The organism is Nocardioides sp. (assembly GCF_014360585.1).
Taxonomy (GTDB): Bacteria; Actinomycetota; Actinomycetes; order Propionibacteriales; family Nocardioidaceae; genus Nocardioides.
In genome coordinates this window covers 1-16,289 of record NZ_JACIXG010000107.1, presented here as the reverse complement: position 1 = coordinate 16,289, position 16,289 = coordinate 1, and the positions used below count along the sequence as shown (strand labels likewise).

16 protein-coding genes are annotated in these 16,289 nt (G+C 69.2%); 7 read left to right on the top strand and 9 right to left on the bottom strand.

Annotated elements, in window-relative coordinates; genetic code table 11:
- Positions 1–86: 86 nt before the first annotated feature.
- The 4 genes from H5T77_RS23510 to H5T77_RS23495 are packed head-to-tail and all read right to left on the bottom strand — an operon-like array spanning position 87 to position 2,491.
- A complete protein-coding gene (locus H5T77_RS23510; RefSeq protein WP_292653036.1) occupies positions 87–839 on the bottom strand; it encodes an energy-coupling factor ABC transporter ATP-binding protein in 753 nt (250 codons plus the stop codon).
- Positions 836–1,447: a cobalt ECF transporter T component CbiQ gene (gene cbiQ, locus H5T77_RS23505; RefSeq protein WP_292653035.1), complete on the bottom strand. Its 612-nt coding sequence runs from the start codon at positions 1,445–1,447 to the stop codon at positions 836–838. Before cbiQ ends, H5T77_RS23510 begins: the two co-directional genes overlap by 4 nt.
- 4 nt (positions 1,448–1,451) lie before the next feature.
- Entirely contained in the window at positions 1,452–1,802 is a 351-nt protein-coding gene (locus H5T77_RS23500) for a PDGLE domain-containing protein (protein WP_292653034.1), read from the bottom strand.
- Positions 1,799–2,491 carry an energy-coupling factor ABC transporter permease gene (locus H5T77_RS23495; protein ID WP_292653037.1) on the bottom strand — a complete coding sequence of 231 codons (693 nt, stop codon included), beginning with the start codon at positions 2,489–2,491 and terminating at the stop codon, positions 1,799–1,801. Before H5T77_RS23495 ends, H5T77_RS23500 begins: the two co-directional genes overlap by 4 nt.
- Positions 2,492–2,682: 191 nt before the next feature.
- Between H5T77_RS23495 and H5T77_RS23490 the strand changes: the two genes are divergently transcribed.
- The 4 genes from H5T77_RS23490 (at position 2,683) to H5T77_RS23475 (ending at position 7,440) form a co-directional block, all read left to right on the top strand.
- Positions 2,683–3,909, top strand: a complete 1,227-nt coding sequence (locus H5T77_RS23490; protein ID WP_292653033.1) for an acetyl-CoA C-acetyltransferase — start codon at positions 2,683–2,685, stop codon at positions 3,907–3,909.
- 100 nt (positions 3,910–4,009) lie between these two features.
- Complete coding sequence (locus H5T77_RS23485; protein ID WP_292653032.1) at positions 4,010–4,807, top strand: CoA transferase subunit A; 798 nt, start codon at positions 4,010–4,012, stop codon at positions 4,805–4,807.
- A 3-nt stretch (positions 4,808–4,810) separates the two neighbouring features.
- Entirely contained in the window at positions 4,811–5,461 is a 651-nt protein-coding gene (locus H5T77_RS23480; protein ID WP_292653031.1) for a CoA transferase subunit B, read from the top strand.
- Between the two features lie 92 nt (positions 5,462–5,553).
- Positions 5,554–7,440 carry a CocE/NonD family hydrolase gene (locus H5T77_RS23475; RefSeq protein WP_292653030.1) on the top strand — a complete coding sequence of 629 codons (1,887 nt, stop codon included), beginning with the start codon at positions 5,554–5,556 and terminating at the stop codon, positions 7,438–7,440.
- Between the two features lie 77 nt (positions 7,441–7,517).
- Here H5T77_RS23475 and H5T77_RS23470 read toward each other — a convergent pair whose 3' ends face one another.
- Together H5T77_RS23470 and H5T77_RS23465 are read right to left on the bottom strand one after the other, a co-directional pair.
- The gene (locus H5T77_RS23470) at positions 7,518–8,051 is read right to left on the bottom strand and encodes a glutathione peroxidase (protein WP_292653029.1); all 534 of its coding nucleotides are present in this window, start codon (positions 8,049–8,051) and stop codon (positions 7,518–7,520) included.
- A 55-nt stretch (positions 8,052–8,106) separates the two neighbouring features.
- Positions 8,107–8,409, bottom strand: coding sequence for a hypothetical protein (locus H5T77_RS23465; RefSeq protein ID WP_292653028.1), 303 nt, complete (start codon positions 8,407–8,409; stop codon positions 8,107–8,109).
- Positions 8,410–8,594: 185 nt separating this feature from the next.
- Here H5T77_RS23465 and H5T77_RS23460 point away from each other — a divergent pair, with 185 nt between their 5' ends.
- Positions 8,595–9,419, top strand: a complete 825-nt coding sequence (locus H5T77_RS23460; RefSeq protein ID WP_292653027.1) for a metal-dependent hydrolase — start codon at positions 8,595–8,597, stop codon at positions 9,417–9,419.
- Here H5T77_RS23460 and H5T77_RS23455 read toward each other — a convergent pair.
- The 3 genes from H5T77_RS23455 to H5T77_RS23445 all read right to left on the bottom strand — a co-directional run bounded on the left by H5T77_RS23455 (position 9,403) and on the right by H5T77_RS23445 (position 14,768).
- Positions 9,403–11,490: a protein kinase domain-containing protein gene (locus H5T77_RS23455; protein WP_292653026.1), complete on the bottom strand. Its 2,088-nt coding sequence runs from the start codon at positions 11,488–11,490 to the stop codon at positions 9,403–9,405. The two genes, H5T77_RS23460 and H5T77_RS23455, sit on opposite strands and share 17 nt — an antisense overlap.
- A gap of 82 nt (positions 11,491–11,572) precedes the next feature.
- Positions 11,573–13,204: a nitrate- and nitrite sensing domain-containing protein gene (locus H5T77_RS23450; protein ID WP_292653025.1), complete on the bottom strand. Its 1,632-nt coding sequence runs from the start codon at positions 13,202–13,204 to the stop codon at positions 11,573–11,575.
- A 91-nt stretch (positions 13,205–13,295) separates the two neighbouring features.
- Positions 13,296–14,768: an AAA-type ATPase lid domain-containing protein gene (locus H5T77_RS23445; protein ID WP_292653024.1), complete on the bottom strand. Its 1,473-nt coding sequence runs from the start codon at positions 14,766–14,768 to the stop codon at positions 13,296–13,298.
- Between the two features lie 153 nt (positions 14,769–14,921).
- On the opposite strand from H5T77_RS23445, the gene H5T77_RS23440 reads away from it, so the two are divergent.
- Entirely contained in the window at positions 14,922–15,965 is a 1,044-nt protein-coding gene (locus tag H5T77_RS23440; RefSeq protein ID WP_292653023.1) for an amidohydrolase family protein, read from the top strand.
- A gap of 1 nt (position 15,966) precedes the next feature.
- On the top strand, positions 15,967–16,287 hold the full coding sequence (locus H5T77_RS23435) for an iron-sulfur cluster assembly protein (protein ID WP_292653022.1): 321 nt from the start codon (positions 15,967–15,969) through the stop codon (positions 16,285–16,287).
- The last annotated feature ends 2 nt before the right edge of the window (positions 16,288–16,289 follow it).

Below are 16,289 nucleotides of genomic sequence, written 5' to 3'. Positions count from 1 at the left end.
TTGGCATTGCCGTGCCAACTCGGCCGACGTAAGTGACGTCTCGGCCGACGTAAGTGACGTCTCGGCCGACCTACCTGACGTCTCGGCTAGAGGGTGGCGGCTGCGGCGACCGGGTCGAAGCCGAAGGGGAGCTCGAGACGGTGGGCGCGCATGAGGTCGGCGTTGGAGAGTACGTCGACGGTGCGGCCCTCGGCGGCCACGATGCCGCCGTCGAGGATGACCGAGCGTCCGCAGAGCTCGAGGGCGTACGGGAGGTCGTGGGTGACCATCAGGACGGTGACGTCGAGGTCGCGGAGGATGTCGGCGAGCTCGCGGCGGGAGGCGGGGTCGAGGTTGGAGGAGGGCTCGTCCAGGACCAGGATCTCCGGGTCCATCGCCAGCACGGTGGCCACCGCCACCCGGCGACGCTGACCGAAGGAGAGATGGTGCGGAGGCCGGTCGGCGAACTCCTCCATGCCGACCTTCGTGAGCGCCTCGGTGACCTTGGCGTCCAGCGCCTCGCCGCGGAGGCCGAGGTTGGCGGGGCCGAAGGCGACGTCCTCGCGGACGGTGCCCATGAAGAGCTGGTCGTCGGGATCCTGGAAGACGATGCCGACGCGGCGGCGGATCTCCTTGATGTTGGCCTTGGTCACCGGCAGCCCCGAGACCGTGACCGACCCTGCACCCGCGAGATGGATCCCGTTCAGGTGCAGGACGAGCGTCGTCTTGCCCGCCCCGTTGGGCCCGAGCAGCGCGACCCGCTCACCGCGGTGGACGTGCAGGTCGACACCGAAGAGCGCCTGATGGCCGTCGGGGTAGGCGAAGGCCAAGCCGCGTACGTCGAGAACTGGAGTGGTCACCGGGGCATTCTCCCCGTGTAGCCGCGGGAGACCATGGCCAGGTGCACGCGCTCGCCGCGTTCGAAGGAGCGGATGAACAGCGCACCGACCGAACGGGCGAGCACCGGCCAGTGGAGCGGGTTGCGGGCGACGAAGCCACGCGATGCGCGCGCCACCGCCATCCGGCGCATCTCGTCGGTCACCACCTCCAGGTAGCGGACCATGAACGCCATGATCTGCACCAGCTGCTCGGGCATCCGCAGCCTCTCCAGGCCGCGGACCAGCTCCTGAGGCGTGGTCGTCGCGGCGAGCATCAGGCCGGCGATCACGCCGAGCGTGCCCTTGGCGAGCAGCCCCCAGGCCGAGAGCAGCCCCGACTCGCTCAGGCTCAGGCCGAGCACGTCGACCCGCGGTCCCTGCGCGATGAACGGCATCAGCACCGCGAAGACCACGAACGGCACCTCCACGACCATCCGCTTCAGCACCCACCCCGGACGCACCCGCGCGACCGCGCCGACGGTCACCAGAACGGCGAGGAAGAAGGCGTACGCAGCGAACCACTCCCGCGGGGTCGCGACCACCACGAGCATGAAGCCGACCAGGGCCAGCACCTTCAGATGGGCGGGCACCTGCTCAGGCCTCGTCGGAGGAGCCGGTGGATCGGCGGCGTACGACCAGAGCGAGGCCGCCGGCGATGACGAGCACCAGCACGGTGCCGATCACGCCGGCGAGGCCGCCGGAGAGCCGCGCGTCGTCGACGCCCTTGGTGCTGTAGTCCGCCAGCGGACCGTCGGCCGCGCCGTGCTCCGAGGCGCTGTCGAGGAAACCGGTCTTGCCGGCGACATACTCGAGGCCGTCGGGGTTGGCGGAGGCGTAGTAGGAGACCACCCCGGCCAGGAGCAGCGCGACGACGGCGATGCCGACGGCGACCCACCTGAACGGCACCGCCCTCTTCGTCGCAGTCTGCTTCGTCTCCGTGCTCATGCCACCGCCTCCTTCGTCTTGATGACCAGGTCGCGCTCGGAGATCACGCCTCGGGCGGCGTAGACGAGGTCGGGGCGTACGGACAGGATCGCGCCGACCGCGAGGAAGGTGATCGCGGCCTCGCCGAGGCCGATGACGGTGTGCCACCCGAGCATGGCGGTGGCCAGCGTGGTCAGCGAGATGTCGGCGGTGCCGCCGACGGCGTAGAGGCCGGTGAAGACGAGGGCTGCCGCGGGCACGGAGACGAACGCGCCGACGGCAGCCGCGGGAGCGACCATGCCGACCCGCTTCGGCAGCACCTTGAGCAGCACCCGGGTGACGAACCAGCCGACCACCACGGTGGCGACGGCGATGAGCAGGATGTTGGTGCCGAGCGCGGTGATCCCGCCGTCGGCGAAGAGCAGGGACTGCACGATCAGCACGACCGAGACACAGAGGACCCCGGTCCACGGCCCCACCAGCACGGCCGCCAGCGCACCGCCCATCAGGTGGCCGCTCGTGCCGGCCCCGACCGGGAAGTTGATCATCTGGGTCGCGAAGACGAACGCGGCCACGAGACCGGCCAGCGGGGCGGTCTTGTCGTCGAGCTCGCGGCGTGCGCCGCGCAGCGCGACGCCCACCGCGACGAAAGCGACTGCGCCGGTGGCGATCGACGTCGGCGCGTCGAGGAAGCCGTCGGGGACGTGCATGGTCACCTCTTGGTTCTGCGTGGGGTCGGTCGAAGTGGAGCCTGAGACAACGGAAACCGCTAAACGCGAACTTATCGCAATAGCCTCGCCTGCGCACTGTCCGGTCGGACAGCAGACCAAGACTTCGGAGGTTTCAATCCGCGGGAAACGGATACTTCTCAAGTCATGACTGCGCGCGTACGGTCGACATCATGAGCAGCGCCGCCAACGACATCGTCATCTGCGAACCCCTCCGCACCCCGGTCGGCCGGTTCCTCGGCGCCCTGGCCCCACTGACCGCGACCGACCTCGCCACGACGGTCCTGCGGGAGCTGGTCGAGCGCACCGGCCTTCAGGAGGGCGACGTCGACGACGTCATCCTCGGCAACGGGTACGCCAGCGGGGAGAACCCCGCGATCGGCCGCATCGCCGCCCTCGACGCCGGGCTCGGTAACGGCGTCCCCGGCCTGCAGATCGACCGCCGCTGCGGTTCGGGTCTCCAGGCGATCCTGTACGCCGCGGGCTCGGTCGCCACCGGCGCCGCGAACCTCGTCGTGGCCGGCGGCGCGGAGTCGATGTCCAACGTCGAGCACTACGCGCTCGGGCTGCGCGGCGGGGTGAAGCAGGGCGGCATCGAGCTGCTCGACCGCCTCGACCGGGCTCGGGAGACCGCGGGCGGCAAGGACCACCCGATCCCCGGCGGCATGATCGAGACCGCCGAGAACCTGCGCCGTGAGTACGGCATCGGCCGCGAGGAGCAGGACGAGCTCGCCCTGCGCTCCAACCAGCGTGCCGTCGCCGCCCACGAGGCCGGCAAGTTCGCCGACGAGCTGGTGCCGGTGACCGTTCCCGGCGGGCGCCGCAAGCCGGATGTCGTCGTCGACCGCGACGAGCACCCGCGTGCCGACATCTCCCTGGAGAAGCTTGCCTCGCTGCGTCCGATCCGGCTGAAGATCGACGAGGAGTCGACGGTCACCGCCGGCAACGCGTCCGGCCAGAACGACGGCGCCGCGATGTGCGTCGTGACCACCCGCGCCGAGGCGGAGAGACGCGGCCTGACTCCCCTGCTGGCGCTCAAGTCGTGGGCCGTCACCGGCTGCGAGCCCGAGCGGATGGGCATCGGCCCCGTCCTCTCCAGCAAGGCCGCGCTGTCCCGGGCGGGGCTGAATCTCGACGAGATCGACCTGATCGAGCTCAACGAGGCGTTCGCCGCCCAGGTCCTCGCGGTCCTGCGCGAGTGGAAGATCGACGCGACCGACGAGCGGCTCAACCCCAACGGCTCGGGGATCTCGCTGGGCCACCCGATCGGCGCCACCGGCGCACGGATCCTCACCACGGCGGCCCGCGAGGCGCAGCGCCGCGAGGCCAAGTACGTCCTGGAGACGATGTGCATCGGTGGCGGGCAGGGGCTCGCGGCCGTGTTCGAGGCCGTGCGCTGAGCCGACCGGCAAAACGTTGCCGAGTCGGCTCGTCATGACGAGCCGACTCGGCCGGAATTCGTGTCAGTTTGAGCCGACTCGGCTAAGGAGAAGAGAAGACATGGGTCTGGACAAGGTGGTCGGATCGGCCGCGGAGGCGGTCGCCGACATCCACAGCGGAGCGAGCCTGGCCGTGGGCGGCTTCGGGCTGGTGGGAATCCCGTGGTTCCTGATCGAGGCGCTGCGAGAGCAGGGCGCGGACGACCTGATGGTCGTCTCCAACAACTGCGGCGTCGACGGCGCCGGGCTCGGGCTGCTGCTCGACGACCACCGCATCTCCCGGGTGATCGCGAGCTACATCGGCGAGAACAAGGAGTTCGGCCGGCAGTACCTGGCCGGCGAGATCACCCTCGAGCTCACCCCGCAGGGCACGCTCGCGGAGCGGATGCGCGCGGGCGGCAGCGGGATCGGCGCGTTCTACACGCCGACCGGCGTCGGCACGATGGTCTCCGACGGCGGCCTGCCCTACCGCTACCACCCCGACGGCACCATCGCCGAGGCCTCCGAGCCCAAGGAGGTCCGCGAGTTCCACGGCAAGCAGATGGTGCTCGAGGAGAGCATCGTCACCGACTTCGCGCTGGTGCGCGCGACCCGCGTCGACCGGGCCGGCAACGCCCAGTTCAACGCCTCCACCCGCAACTTCAACGTCCCGGCCGCGATGGCGGGGCGGATCACCGTCGTCGAGGCCGAGGAGGTCGTCGAGGTCGGTGAGATCGACCCCGCCGACGTACAGCTTCCGGGGATCTTCGTGAACCGGATCGTCGCGCTGACGCCCGAGCAGGCGGCACGCAAGGACATCGAGAAGCGTACGACGCGCGGCGATCGCCCGACCGAGACCACATCGAGCAAGGAGGCCTGAGTCATGGCTTGGGACCGCAACCAGATGGCCGCGCGCGCCGCGCAGGAGCTGCAGGACGGCGACTACGTCAACCTCGGGATCGGCCTGCCGACACTGATCCCCGACTACATCCCGGAGAGCTCGACGGTGGTTCTGCACGCCGAGAACGGCATCCTCGGCGTCGGCCCGTTCCCCTACGAGGACGAGGTCGACCCCGACCTGATCAACGCCGGCAAGCAGACCGTGACCGTGCTCGCCGGAGCCTCCTACTTCGACTCCGCCACCTCCTTCGCGATGATCCGCGGCGGCCACATCGACGTCGCCGTCCTGGGCGCGATGCAGGTCGCGACCAACGGCGACATCGCCAACTGGATGGTCCCGGGCCAGATGGTCAAGGGCATGGGTGGCGCGATGGACCTCGTCTCCGGCGCCGGGCGGGTGATCGTGCTGATGGAGCACGTCACCAAGAAGGGCGCCCCCAAGCTGCTGGCGGAGTGCGACCTGCCGCTGACCGGTCGCGGGATCGTGAAGCGGGTCATCACCGACCTCGGCGTCCTCGATGTCGCCGGCGCGTCGTTCGAGCTCGTCGAGCTGGCTCCCGGGGTGACGTACGACGAGGTCGCATCGGCCACCGGCGCTCCGGTCGTCGACAAGACCTCAGCAGCAGTCGCCTAGTCTCACGATCCAATACTGGAACACGTTCCCGTAACTCGCGTTTGCACTTCTCGTTTGTGGGTGTGATGGTCACCACACCCTGGGAGTGAGTCGTGAATCTCGGCATCCTGTCGTTCCTGTTTCCGTTCCTGGCTCTTGTCACCACGTTCCTGCCACCGACGTCATCCGACGTCGGATCGCTGGCCGGCGAGGCCGAGAGCATGGCGCGTACGCTGCCGGCGGCTCCAGCCGTCGCACCCCAGGCCCCGCAGGCTGCCCCGGCGGCCCAGCCGCAGGCCCGAGCCGGAGCGTGGAAGCCTCGGCCGGCGACGTACGGCGTGGTCGTCGAGAAGGATGTCCCGATCACGATGTCCGACGGGGTCGTGCTCCTGGCCGACATCCACCGTCCGGCGAAGGCCGACGGCACCGCGGCGGCGGGTCGGTTCCCGGTGATCCTGACGCAGAACCCCTACAACAAGAACCTGTCCGGCGGGAGCGGTGGCGACTACTTCGTCGAGCGCGGGTATGTGTACGTGCAGACCGACGTACGTGGCACCGGCTCCTCCGCTGGCCAGTGGGACGCGTTCGGCGACCGCGAGCAGAAGGACGGCCTCGAGGTCGCCAACTGGGCGACCTCCAAGCAGCGACCGTGGAGCAACGGCGAGCTCGGCCTGTGGGGCGCGTCCTACATGGCCATCAACCAGTTCTTCACCGCCGCCCAGCACCCGCGCGGGCTGAAGGCGATGTTCCCGATCGTGCCGGCCGGCGACGTCTACCGTGACGTGGTCGCCTCCGGCGGACAGATCGACGCCGGGTTCATCCCGCTGTGGTTCGGGCTCGTCACGGGCACGGGACTGGTGCCGCCGGCCGTGAACAAGGCCCGCCCCGAGGCCACCTTGACCACGCTGCTGCAGCACGTCGGCGGCGCGCTCGGCTTCCAGGTGCCGATGCTCGCCAGCGCGGTGCTGGGCAGCGACGCCGCCTACGACGGCCCCTTCTATCGGAAGCGCTCGCCGCTGAGCGTGGTCGACGAGATCGACGTACCGACGTTCGTGACGGCCGGGCAGTACGACATCTTCCAGCGTGGCGCCCCGATGCTCTTCGACCGGATGCAGCGCAACGGGGTGGACACCAAGCTGCTCGTCGGCCCATGGACGCACACCGAGGCCGCGACGGCCGCCGGCCTGGAGGGCAGCGGGATCAACAGCCTGAACGAGATGGCGCTGCGGTGGTTCGACACCCACCTCATGGGCCTGTCGGACACCAGCCTCGACCGAGACGTCGCACCGGTGACCTACCACGAGATCGGGTCCGAGAAGTGGCGCACGATGCAGTCGTGGCTCGGAAGCGAGGTCCGCGCCAAGTCGTACGCCCTCGGGTCGGCCCTGAAGCCTGTCGGCGGAGACACCATCGTGCCGCTGCCGGTGCAGGGGCTGTGCTCCCGCAGCACCGCCCAGTGGACCGCGGGCGCCCTCGCGATCCCCGGCTGCGAGACCGACAACCGGATCAACGACGCGCTCGGGGTCTCCTACGAGACGTCTCCGGCCGCCTCCGACCTGGCCTTCTCCGGTCCGCTCAACGCCGATCTGTCCGTCTCCACGACCGGCACCGACGGCCTGATCTCGGTCTCGGTCGAGGACGTCGCGCCCGACGGGTCCGTCGACCGCATCACCGGCGGCTGGCAGACCCTGCGCCATCGTGCGGTCCTGCCGTCGAAGTCGCGGATGCTGAACGGTCAGGTCGTCCAGCCGTGGCATCCCTTCACCCGTGAGGCCGAGCAGCCGGTCACCCCCGGCAAGATCTACCGCGTACCCGTCGAGGTCTTCCCGACCGGCGCGGTGATCAAGAAGGGCCACCGCCTCCGCGTCACCGTCCACTCCTACGACGTCCCTCACCTGCTGCCCAACGTCAAGCAGCTGGTCCGCGGCGTCGCCGGCGTCGTGACCGTCCATCACACGAAGGCACACCCCTCGACGCTGATCCTCCCGGTCCGGAGGTAGCGCCGAGACGTCACTTTCTGACGTCGAGAGGTCAGAAACTTCCGACCTCTCGACGTCAAGAACTGACGCTTCGGCGGTTAGAGGTACTGGGGCAGGTCGGCCTGGATCTCTTCGGGCGTCACCGTCGGCTCGTAGCGCTTGAGGACCTCGCCGTCGCGGCCGATGAGGAACTTGGTGAAGTTCCACTTGATGTCGCCGGGCTCGGTCGCCGGGCTGATGTCCTTCACCGCCTCGTAGAACTGGCCCAGGTGCGGGCCCCAGTCACCGGGCGCCTCGGCGCGCAGGAAGTCGTAGAGCGGCTCGGCGTTCTCCCCGTTGACGTCCACCTTGGCCAGGACCGGGAAGGTCACGTCGTACGTGGTCTTGCAGAACTCCTGGATCTCCTCGTCGGTGCCGGGCTCCTGACCGAGAAACTGGTTGGTCGGGAACCCGATGACCTCGACGCCAGAGTCCTTGGTGGCGCGGTAGAGCGCCTCCAGACCTTCGTACTGCGACGTCAGACCGCACTTGCTCGCTACGTTGACGATCAGCAGCAGCTTGCCCTTGTAGTCACTGAGGGAGACGGTGCTGCCATCAGCGGCGGTCGCTTTGAAGTCGTGGGTGGTGGTCACAGGTCTCTCCTCGATCGAGTTCTGGTTCAGGGGCACAACTCTGCTGGGCCCGAGGTTATGCCCCGCGCCGATGCGGGAGGGACGCAGCCTCCTCGGCCAACCGACGGTCCCTGGCGACCGTCAAGATCGCGGCCGACATCCACTCGAGCGCCTCGGGCATCTCGTAGGCGATCTCCTCGAGCAGCGTCGGCATGTCGTGCCGACCCACCGACAGCAGCATCTCGCTCAGCGAGCCGTCGGACGCGGTGACCATGAATCGGAACTCGATCGCCTCCGGAGTCACCGTCGCAGCACACCGGCCGGTCTCGAACGTCCACGGCGCGCGGCGGACATCGCCTTGGGTGCCGGGAGTCGTCATGACGGGGCAGCATATTCAATCCGCCGCCTCCGCCGCATCCCCTATCGCCTCGCGAATCATCATTCGAACAGTGATTCGAATCTCGCCGCCAGACACACCACCCCCAACACGCGCGCGTAAGCCCACGGACCGGTACGTTCATCCGCGGCATACGCGGGGAGCACTGAGAGGGACACCAACTTCACATGATGGGCGGGCATCACGCGGCCTCAGGCGCGGCCGCGTGGATCGCAGTGACATCGTCGGCACCGATCGCGTTCGGATGGTATCCGGGCGTCTCGGACGTAGGGGTGATGACCGGCGCCCTGGTGTGCGCCGGGGCCGCACTGCTTCCGGACGCGGACCATCACAACGGCACGATCGCCCACTCGCTGCCACCGGTCTCCGAAGGCCTGACCAAGATCGTCGGGAAGGTCTCCGGCGGCCACCGCAACGGCACTCACTCGATCCTCGGCGTGCTCGCCTTCACCGGTCTCGCCTGGGGCGCGGGGAAGCTCTCCGTCGAGACCGAGACCTTCGGAAGCGTCCTGATCGGTCCGGGCATCATGTGCGTCCTGCTCGTCGCCTTCGCGATGGACGCGCTGAAGCTCACCCGCAAGGGCGTCCTGTGGCCCTGGATCCCGGCGGTGGCGCTGGCTGCCGTGATCGCGGTCTTCGCACCCGAGGAGTGGTGGTGGATGCCGTTCTCGGTCGCCCTGGGCTGCCTCGTACACCTGCTCGGCGACTTCGTGACGACGATGGGGATCCCGGTGTTCTGGCCGATCGAGCCCAAGCCGCCGAAGTGGGTCCGGCGCAACAAGTGGCTCCCCTTCGACAACATGTGGACGCGGGGCGGCCATTTCGCCCTTCCCGTCCTCGGCGACGCCGGCTCCATCCGCGAGTGGGTCGTGATGACCCCGGTCAGCCTCTACGCCATCGTCGGCGTCGGCTGGGCGATGCTGAGCCAGATGGGCTTCGACGTCGACAGCCGTTGGGACGTCCTGGTCGCCAACCTCAGCGCGCTCGTCTGAGCGACTGTCTCCACGACTTCTCACCGCTCACCTCTGCGACGGACCGTCGACGCCCGCGAAGCGGTCGAACGAGGAAGATCCCCGCCAGGAGCCCGATGGCGGCGAGAGGGGCGGCGACCGTGAGCATGCCGCTCAGGACGACCTTGGTCTGGATGTCCCGGTGCTCCTCGCTGACATCGTCGGCGACGATCGCCGTCATCGCCACGATCGTGTCCTTGAGAAGCTGGATGAACCGGGCCATGTCCTCGGACCAGACCTGCGCGGCCGGCCTCCCCGGGCCTTGCCTCTCCAGGTCCGACACCACCCGCTCGAGCGAGCCGTCGTTGATGGCCCGGACGACGGCGTTCTGGGAGACGACGCCGCGCGAGCCGTCCGCGAAGGTGCCGTCCGAGATCTTGTCCAACGCCTTCTGGGTCGCCTTCGGGGCGTCGGCATAGAAGGAGCGCGAGGTGAGCTGCCACGACGTGCGCGCCTCGCTCATCGCCTTCATCGACTCTTCGTCGATCCGGCCCGTCATCAGCGCCGGCACCATGATCGCCCGCTCGACGCCCAGGGACTCGGCAGCCGACCTGACGTACTTGAGGTTGGTGACCTGCTTGTAGATCTTCTCGTTGCGGATGTTGGGCATCTCGGTCGCGAAGTCGAGCAGCTCGTAGGCGGTGTCGGTGTAGGCGGCGACGGCGGCCTCAGTGCTCGCCTTGTCGCCGTCCTCGAGGTCCTTGCGATAGGCATCGATGCCCTTGAGGACGGTGTAGGTGCGCTCGACCCGCTCCCGCAGGCTCGGGGTGTCGGCGAGGTCGATCTTGGTGATGTCGTCGTGCCACGCCTCGATCGAGTCGTCGGTCACCTGACGATAGGCCTGCCGGACCGCGTCCGGGACCTGGTCCGAGCTCAGCGCGTCCCGCTCGAAGATGAGGTCCATCCCGAGCTCGTAGCTCTCCGGGAGCGCGCCCGCGATCGTCATCGCGCCGTTGGAGACAGCCCGCTCCTCGAGCCCGTCGGCGAAGGCCAGTCCACCCAGGACCATGGCGATCACCATCGGGACCAGAAGTGCGCCGAGCACCCGGGTGCGGAGGACGCTCGGCTTCGGGGCGGCATGGGACCGAGGCGTACGCTGCACCGACTCCACCACCCCCGCAACCGCTGTCGCCGACGACGGCGCGGGAGCGGAGAGTGCCTTGGGTGCGGCGATCGCCGCGGGCTTGGCGGGCGCGGAAAGCTCCCGGCTGCCGGCGACGACCGCGGGCACGACGCCGGGCCTGCGCGCGAAGGCGACGACCTCGCCAGCGGTGGGTCGGCGGGACGGGTCCTTGTCCATCATCGAGGCCACGAACTCGTCGACGTGGGCGGGCACGTCGACCACGTCGCTGACGTGCGGGACCGGCGCGGTCACATGCTGGTAGATCATCGATACCGGCTCCGAGCCGGCGTAGGGAGCCCTACCGGTCAGTAGCTCGAAGCAGACGCAGCCGAGCGCGTAGATGTCGCTCGCCGGACCCACCACGGTGTCGGCGGCCTGCTCGGGCGAGATGTAGGGCAGGCTCCCCATCACGTGGCGCGTCGAGGTGAGCCGCTCGGCCTGATGGTTGGCGAGCTGGGCGATGCCGAAGTCGAGCACCCGGATCCGGCCGTCGCCGTCATAGACCAGGTTGGACGGCTTGATGTCGCGGTGGATGATCCCCGAGGCGTGGACCGCGGTGAGCGTACGCGCGACCTGGACCATCGCCTCGCTCGCCTCCTCGACGGTGAACCGCCCCTGCTTCTCGAGGCGGTCGGCCAGCGTCGGACCGGGCAGCAGCTCCATGACGAGGTAGACGATGCTGCCGTACTCGGTCTCCTCGACGCCGACGTCGTGCACCTGCACCGTGCCCGGGTGGCTGGCTGCCGTCGTCGAGAGCGCTTCACGCCGGAAGCGCTCGGTCACCTTGGGGTCGGCGGAGATCTCCACGATCTTCACGGCCACCCAGCGCTCGAGCCTGGTGTCGGCCGCCTGCCAGACCTCGCCCATCCCGCCGCGGCCAAGCAGTCGGTGCAGGCGGTATCGGCCTGCGATCGGGGGGCGCGTTCGCATGCGCATATGTTGTCGGACTCATACCCCGTGCGTCTTGTGTACGCACCGATGGAGTTGGCCGATCTTTGCTATCCTCCGCGGTTTACGCGTCAACCGCTCGCCTTCGCACGTGGAGCAGGGCGATCCCGAGCACGACGAACACGACCAGCGCGATGCCGGTGAAGACACCCCAGGTGATCGTCTGGTTCTGTGCGTCCCTGTGCTCACGGTCGATGCCCTCGGCCAGCCGGCGAGCAGAGTCGACGAAAACGGTCTTCAGGTCCTGGACGTAGCGGGCCGCGTCGGCCAGCCAGACCTGGTCCACAGATCTGCCGTCGGCGGTTGCCTCCAGCTGCCTCACGACCTCCTCGACGGCACGGGCGTTGAGCACTCGGATGACGGCACGCTGGGACGAGACCGCGTGCGATCCGACCTCGAACGACCGCCCGGAGATCCGGTCGAGCGTCTGCCGCGTCGCCGGGTCGGCGCGCGCGTAGATCGACGCCGAATGGGTCGCCCAGGAGTCCTGAGCCGCACTGAGGTCGGCAATGCCCTGCTCACTGATCCGCCCGTTCCGCAAGGCGTTCGCCATGATCCTTCGCTCGAACCCGAGCACCTCCGAGACCGACCCGATCAGCTCCAGGTTCCGGGTCTGCTTCGCCAGCTCGTCGTCCTGGAACGAAGGCAGCTCGGCGGCGAGGTCGAAGAGGCCGTTGACCGCGCTCGTGTACACCTCGACGGCCACCACCTTGCCGGACCTGTCCCCGGCCCGCATGGCCGCACGGATGTCGGAGAGCCTCTCGACGGCGGCCGCCGACCTCTCCATCCGTCGCCGAAGACCTGGGTCACCCTCGGTGTCCAGCTCCTCGACCTCGCCGGTCCAGGCCTCGATGGATCTGTCGGTGATCTGGAGGAAGTCCTCCGTCAGTGCCGCGTCGGTCCGCAGCGCATCGCGCTCGATCGAGAGGTCGAAGGCGAGCTGGAAGCTGGTCGGCAAGATGTCGGCGAGCGGCTCGGCGCCCCCGACGTTCGACATCGTGTCGCCGGCCCGGAGCGTGCTCCAGCAGCCGAAGACCAGCCCCGGCAGGAGCAGGACCATCAACACGCCCAGGGCGGAAGACACGACCCGGCTGCGGCGTGCGTCCGCTCTGGACGGCCGGACGATCTTCTTCGGCGGGGCGGAGAGCCCGCTCGCCAGCACGGCCACGACGTCCTCTGCCCGCGGCCGCTCGGCCGGGTCCACAGCGAGCATCGCAGTGACGATGCCGTCGATCTGACCGGGCACCGTCACCAGCGAGCCGATCCGCTCGGGCTCGGTCCCTGCGTACGGCGGACGGCCGGCGAGCAGCTCGAAGAACACCGCACCCAGCGCGTAGATGTCGCCGGCGGTGCTGACCCGCTGCCGCTCGATCTGCTCAGGACCAAGGTAGGGCAGGCTCTCCCCGGGGCGCGGCGCCGGCGCGGCGATCAGCTCGGCCTTGCCGCTCTCAGCACTGGACCAATCGCCGACCAGGGCGATCGTGGCGGGCCGGATGTCGCCGTGCACCTGCCCGGCGGCGTGGCCGCCGACGAGGATACGCGCGATCTCCCGGACGATGGCAGAGGCCTCGTCGGGCTGAAGTCGTTGCTCCTGGACAAGCCGGCCGGCAAGACTCCGATCGTCCAGGGCGGGTCCGCCCTGTCCGGTCAGGTGGGTCATCTGCTGGCGACCGGCGCGTGGGGGACGGATCCGCATGGGCCCATAGTCCCTGGTGAGCAGCCATTCAGGCCCGGTCTGAGCCGAGAGTTTTCCTGGGCGTGGCCAAGAGTTCGACTCGACCGCCGGGCTAGCCCGGTCGGAGCCGGATCCCGTACTGCTGCACCTTGCGGTAGACGGTGGCCCGCGACATCCCGAGCTCCGCGGCCGCTTCCTGCATGGTGATCCCCGGCCTGGTCAGGACACGGACGATCTCACCACGCTCGAAGGCGCCGATGCGGGACAACGGGCGCCTGGTGTCGGAGAGGACGTCAGCGGGAAGGTGGCGCAGGTCGATCTGGTCTCCGGCGCTCACGGCCCGCTGGACGACATGGGCGAGCTCGGTGACGTTGCCCGGCCAGCCGTGGTCGTGCAGCGCCCGCTCCGCGGCCGGGGTCAGCGCGATCTCCCTGCCCCGCATCCGGAGGCCGACCCGATGCGCCAGCGGAAGTACGTCCTCCGGCCGCTCCCGCAGCGGCGGCACCTCGACCACGGTGTCGACGAGGTCTGTCAGCGCCGCTGGAATGCCCTCGAAGGTGTCGGCGGTCATCGCGAACGGAACCGCGGCGACCGCTCCGGGCGCAGCCTCGACCAGGAGGGCGTGCAGCCGCTCGGCCACCCAGGCCGGGAGCATGTTCACGTCGCGTACGACCACCGCGGTGTCCTGCTTGGCGAGCTCCGGCGTCCACAGCGACAGCCATGCCTCGGCGTCGGCCGGCTCCGGGGCCGACGCCGCCAGGATCCGGTCACGCGGCCGCAGGTCGCGGAAGGCTTGGGCGACCAGGGTCGTACGCCCCACCCCCGGCTCCCCCACCACGGCGACCCGCCGGCCGACGGCGAGCGCGTCGCGTACCTTCCCCAGCGCCTCGCGCCAGACGGCGGAGAGGTCACGGAGGGTTCCGGCGCCCGGTTCCAGCCGGGGCGCCTCGACCCGGAACACCTCGCCGCGGGGAGCCGGTCGCGGAAACCTGCGATGGGCACGCGCGACCATGAGCGACGCGGTGTTGCTCGCCGCCGACTGGGCCAGGGCCAGCAGCAGCTCGTGGGACGACTCCGACCAGGTGGTCAGATTGACGCTGCCCTCCAGGCGGCCGCTGATCGGGTCGATCACCGGCGCGGCCGCACAGGTGTAGCTGCACAGCGAGAGCGAGTAGTGCTCGTCGGCCCGGACCACGGTCGGTGTCCGGTCGGCCAGCGCGAGGCCGAGCCCGTTGGTGCCGGCCGCACGCTCGGCGTAGCTGAACCCCGGCGCCAGGTGCACCGCGTCGAGGTCCCGGAGCAGCTGCTGGTCTCCGCTGAGGCGGTTGAGGACCAGGCCCCCGGGGTCGGTGAGCATCAGACTGACCGGTTCTCCGACGAGGGTCCGATGGAGGTCGTGGAGAACCTCCTGGCCGCACTGGAAGAAGAGCGACTCCTGGTCATAGGCACCGGAGAAGACCGGGTCGACCTCCTCGGCGGAGACGCCGTACTCCTGGCTGCGCTGCCAGGAGGCGCGCACGCGAGGCGCCAGCGCCGACGCGTCGACGGCCCCGGTGCGCTGCGCGATCGGATGGCGGCCTGTCATGTGATCGACGTTACATCCGCCGGGAGTCGGGGACAGCCGGGCGGCGTCTCAGATTGAGACGGTCGAGGTCTCACATTGAGACGCCGCACCCCTGATCTGCGCGCCGACCCGGCCCTAGCGTCCTGTGACGGAAGCCACAGATCGGAGGACCCGATGTACACCAAGAACAACGAGTCGTACTTCATCGTCGACGCCCACGTCGCGCTCTGGGACGCCCGTCCGGAGAACCAGCGCAACATCCACGGCAAGCAGTTCATCGACTGCTTCTACGACTACCACCGCAACCTCTCCCCCGAGTCGGAGCAATGGTCCTACGAGGACTACCTCTACCAGGGCGGCGAGCGGCTGATGCACGACCTGTTCGAGGTCGGTTACGTCGACCACGCGATCTTCCAGCCGGCCCACCTCGGCGAGTTCTACACGAACGGTTTCGGGCAGACCGAGGAAGCCTCACAGCTGGCCGCGAAGCACCCGGACAGGCTGACGTACAACCACCACTTCGACCCGCGCAACGGCGAGGCCGGGCTCGAGCAGCTGCACGCCGACGCCGAGCGGTTCAGTCTCAAGGGTGTGAAGCTCTACACCGCCGAGTGGCACGGGGACTCGCGTGGCTGGAAGCTGACCGACCCGTGGGCGTACCGCTACTTCGAGGCCTGCCGGAAGCTCGGGATCACCAACATCCACATCCACAAGGGCCCGACGATCCGGCCGCTGGACCGCGACGCCTTCGACGTCGCCGACATCGACCACGTCGCCAGCGACTTCACCGACCTGAACTTCATCGTCGAGCACGTCGGCCTGCCCCGGCTCGAGGACTTCTGCTGGATCGCCACCCAGGAGCCCAACGTGCACGGCGGGCTGGCGGTGGCGATGCCGTTCATCCACACCCGGCCGCGCTACTTCGCGCAGATCCTCGGCGAGCTCGTCTACTGGATCGGCGAGGACCGGATCCAGTTCTCCTCCGACTACGCGATCTGGACGCCGAAGTGGCTGATCGAGCGGTTCGTCGACTTCCAGATCCCCGAGGACATGACTGAGTACGCCCCGCTGACGGTCACGCAGAAGAAGAAGATCCTCGGCCTCAACGCCGCGAAGATGTACGACCTGGAGGTGCCCGCCGAGCTGCGGCTGCCCGACGCGGACGAGACCGCCACCGGTCCCCGTGAGCCCGAGCGCGCCGACCTCGCGGCGGTGTGACATGTCGCTGCTGACCCAGGAGAGCACCCGCGCCGCCGAGGCGTACGCCGCGCTCCACGCCGTCGTCGACCCCGAGCTCGACGAGCCCATCACCGATCTGGGCTTCGTCCGGTCGTTGACCGTCTCCTCGACCGCGCCTGTCGAGATCGAGGTCCACCTGAGGCTGCCGACATCGTTCTGCTCGCCCAACTTCGCCTATCTGATGGCGAGCGACTCCAAGGACGTGAGATGCCTTGTGCACTGGTATCCATGGTGCCCGATTGTCGCTTCTGGCCGGCTGCAGACGAAAGATCGCGGACTCGAAGCCCCGCTGCGGGCTTGACC

Excerpts from the sequence above, each read along its gene's own strand:
- H5T77_RS23500 (WP_292653034.1), bottom strand. The coding sequence starts at position 1,802 with ATGAGCACGGAGACGAAGCAGACTGCGACGAAGAGGGCGGTGCCGTTC.
- H5T77_RS23495 (WP_292653037.1), bottom strand. The coding sequence starts at position 2,491 with ATGCACGTCCCCGACGGCTTCCTCGACGCGCCGACGTCGATCGCCACC.
- H5T77_RS23490 (WP_292653033.1), top strand. The coding sequence starts at position 2,683 with ATGAGCAGCGCCGCCAACGACATCGTCATCTGCGAACCCCTCCGCACC.
- H5T77_RS23485 (WP_292653032.1), top strand. The coding sequence starts at position 4,010 with ATGGGTCTGGACAAGGTGGTCGGATCGGCCGCGGAGGCGGTCGCCGAC.
- H5T77_RS23480 (WP_292653031.1), top strand. The coding sequence starts at position 4,811 with ATGGCTTGGGACCGCAACCAGATGGCCGCGCGCGCCGCGCAGGAGCTG.
- H5T77_RS23465 (WP_292653028.1), bottom strand. The coding sequence starts at position 8,409 with ATGACGACTCCCGGCACCCAAGGCGATGTCCGCCGCGCGCCGTGGACG.
- H5T77_RS23460 (WP_292653027.1), top strand. The coding sequence starts at position 8,595 with ATGATGGGCGGGCATCACGCGGCCTCAGGCGCGGCCGCGTGGATCGCA.
- H5T77_RS23455 (WP_292653026.1), bottom strand. The coding sequence starts at position 11,490 with ATGCGAACGCGCCCCCCGATCGCAGGCCGATACCGCCTGCACCGACTG.
- H5T77_RS23450 (WP_292653025.1), bottom strand. The coding sequence starts at position 13,204 with ATGCGGATCCGTCCCCCACGCGCCGGTCGCCAGCAGATGACCCACCTG.
- H5T77_RS23445 (WP_292653024.1), bottom strand. The coding sequence starts at position 14,768 with ATGACAGGCCGCCATCCGATCGCGCAGCGCACCGGGGCCGTCGACGCG.
- H5T77_RS23440 (WP_292653023.1), top strand. The coding sequence starts at position 14,922 with ATGTACACCAAGAACAACGAGTCGTACTTCATCGTCGACGCCCACGTC.
- H5T77_RS23435 (WP_292653022.1), top strand. The coding sequence starts at position 15,967 with ATGTCGCTGCTGACCCAGGAGAGCACCCGCGCCGCCGAGGCGTACGCC.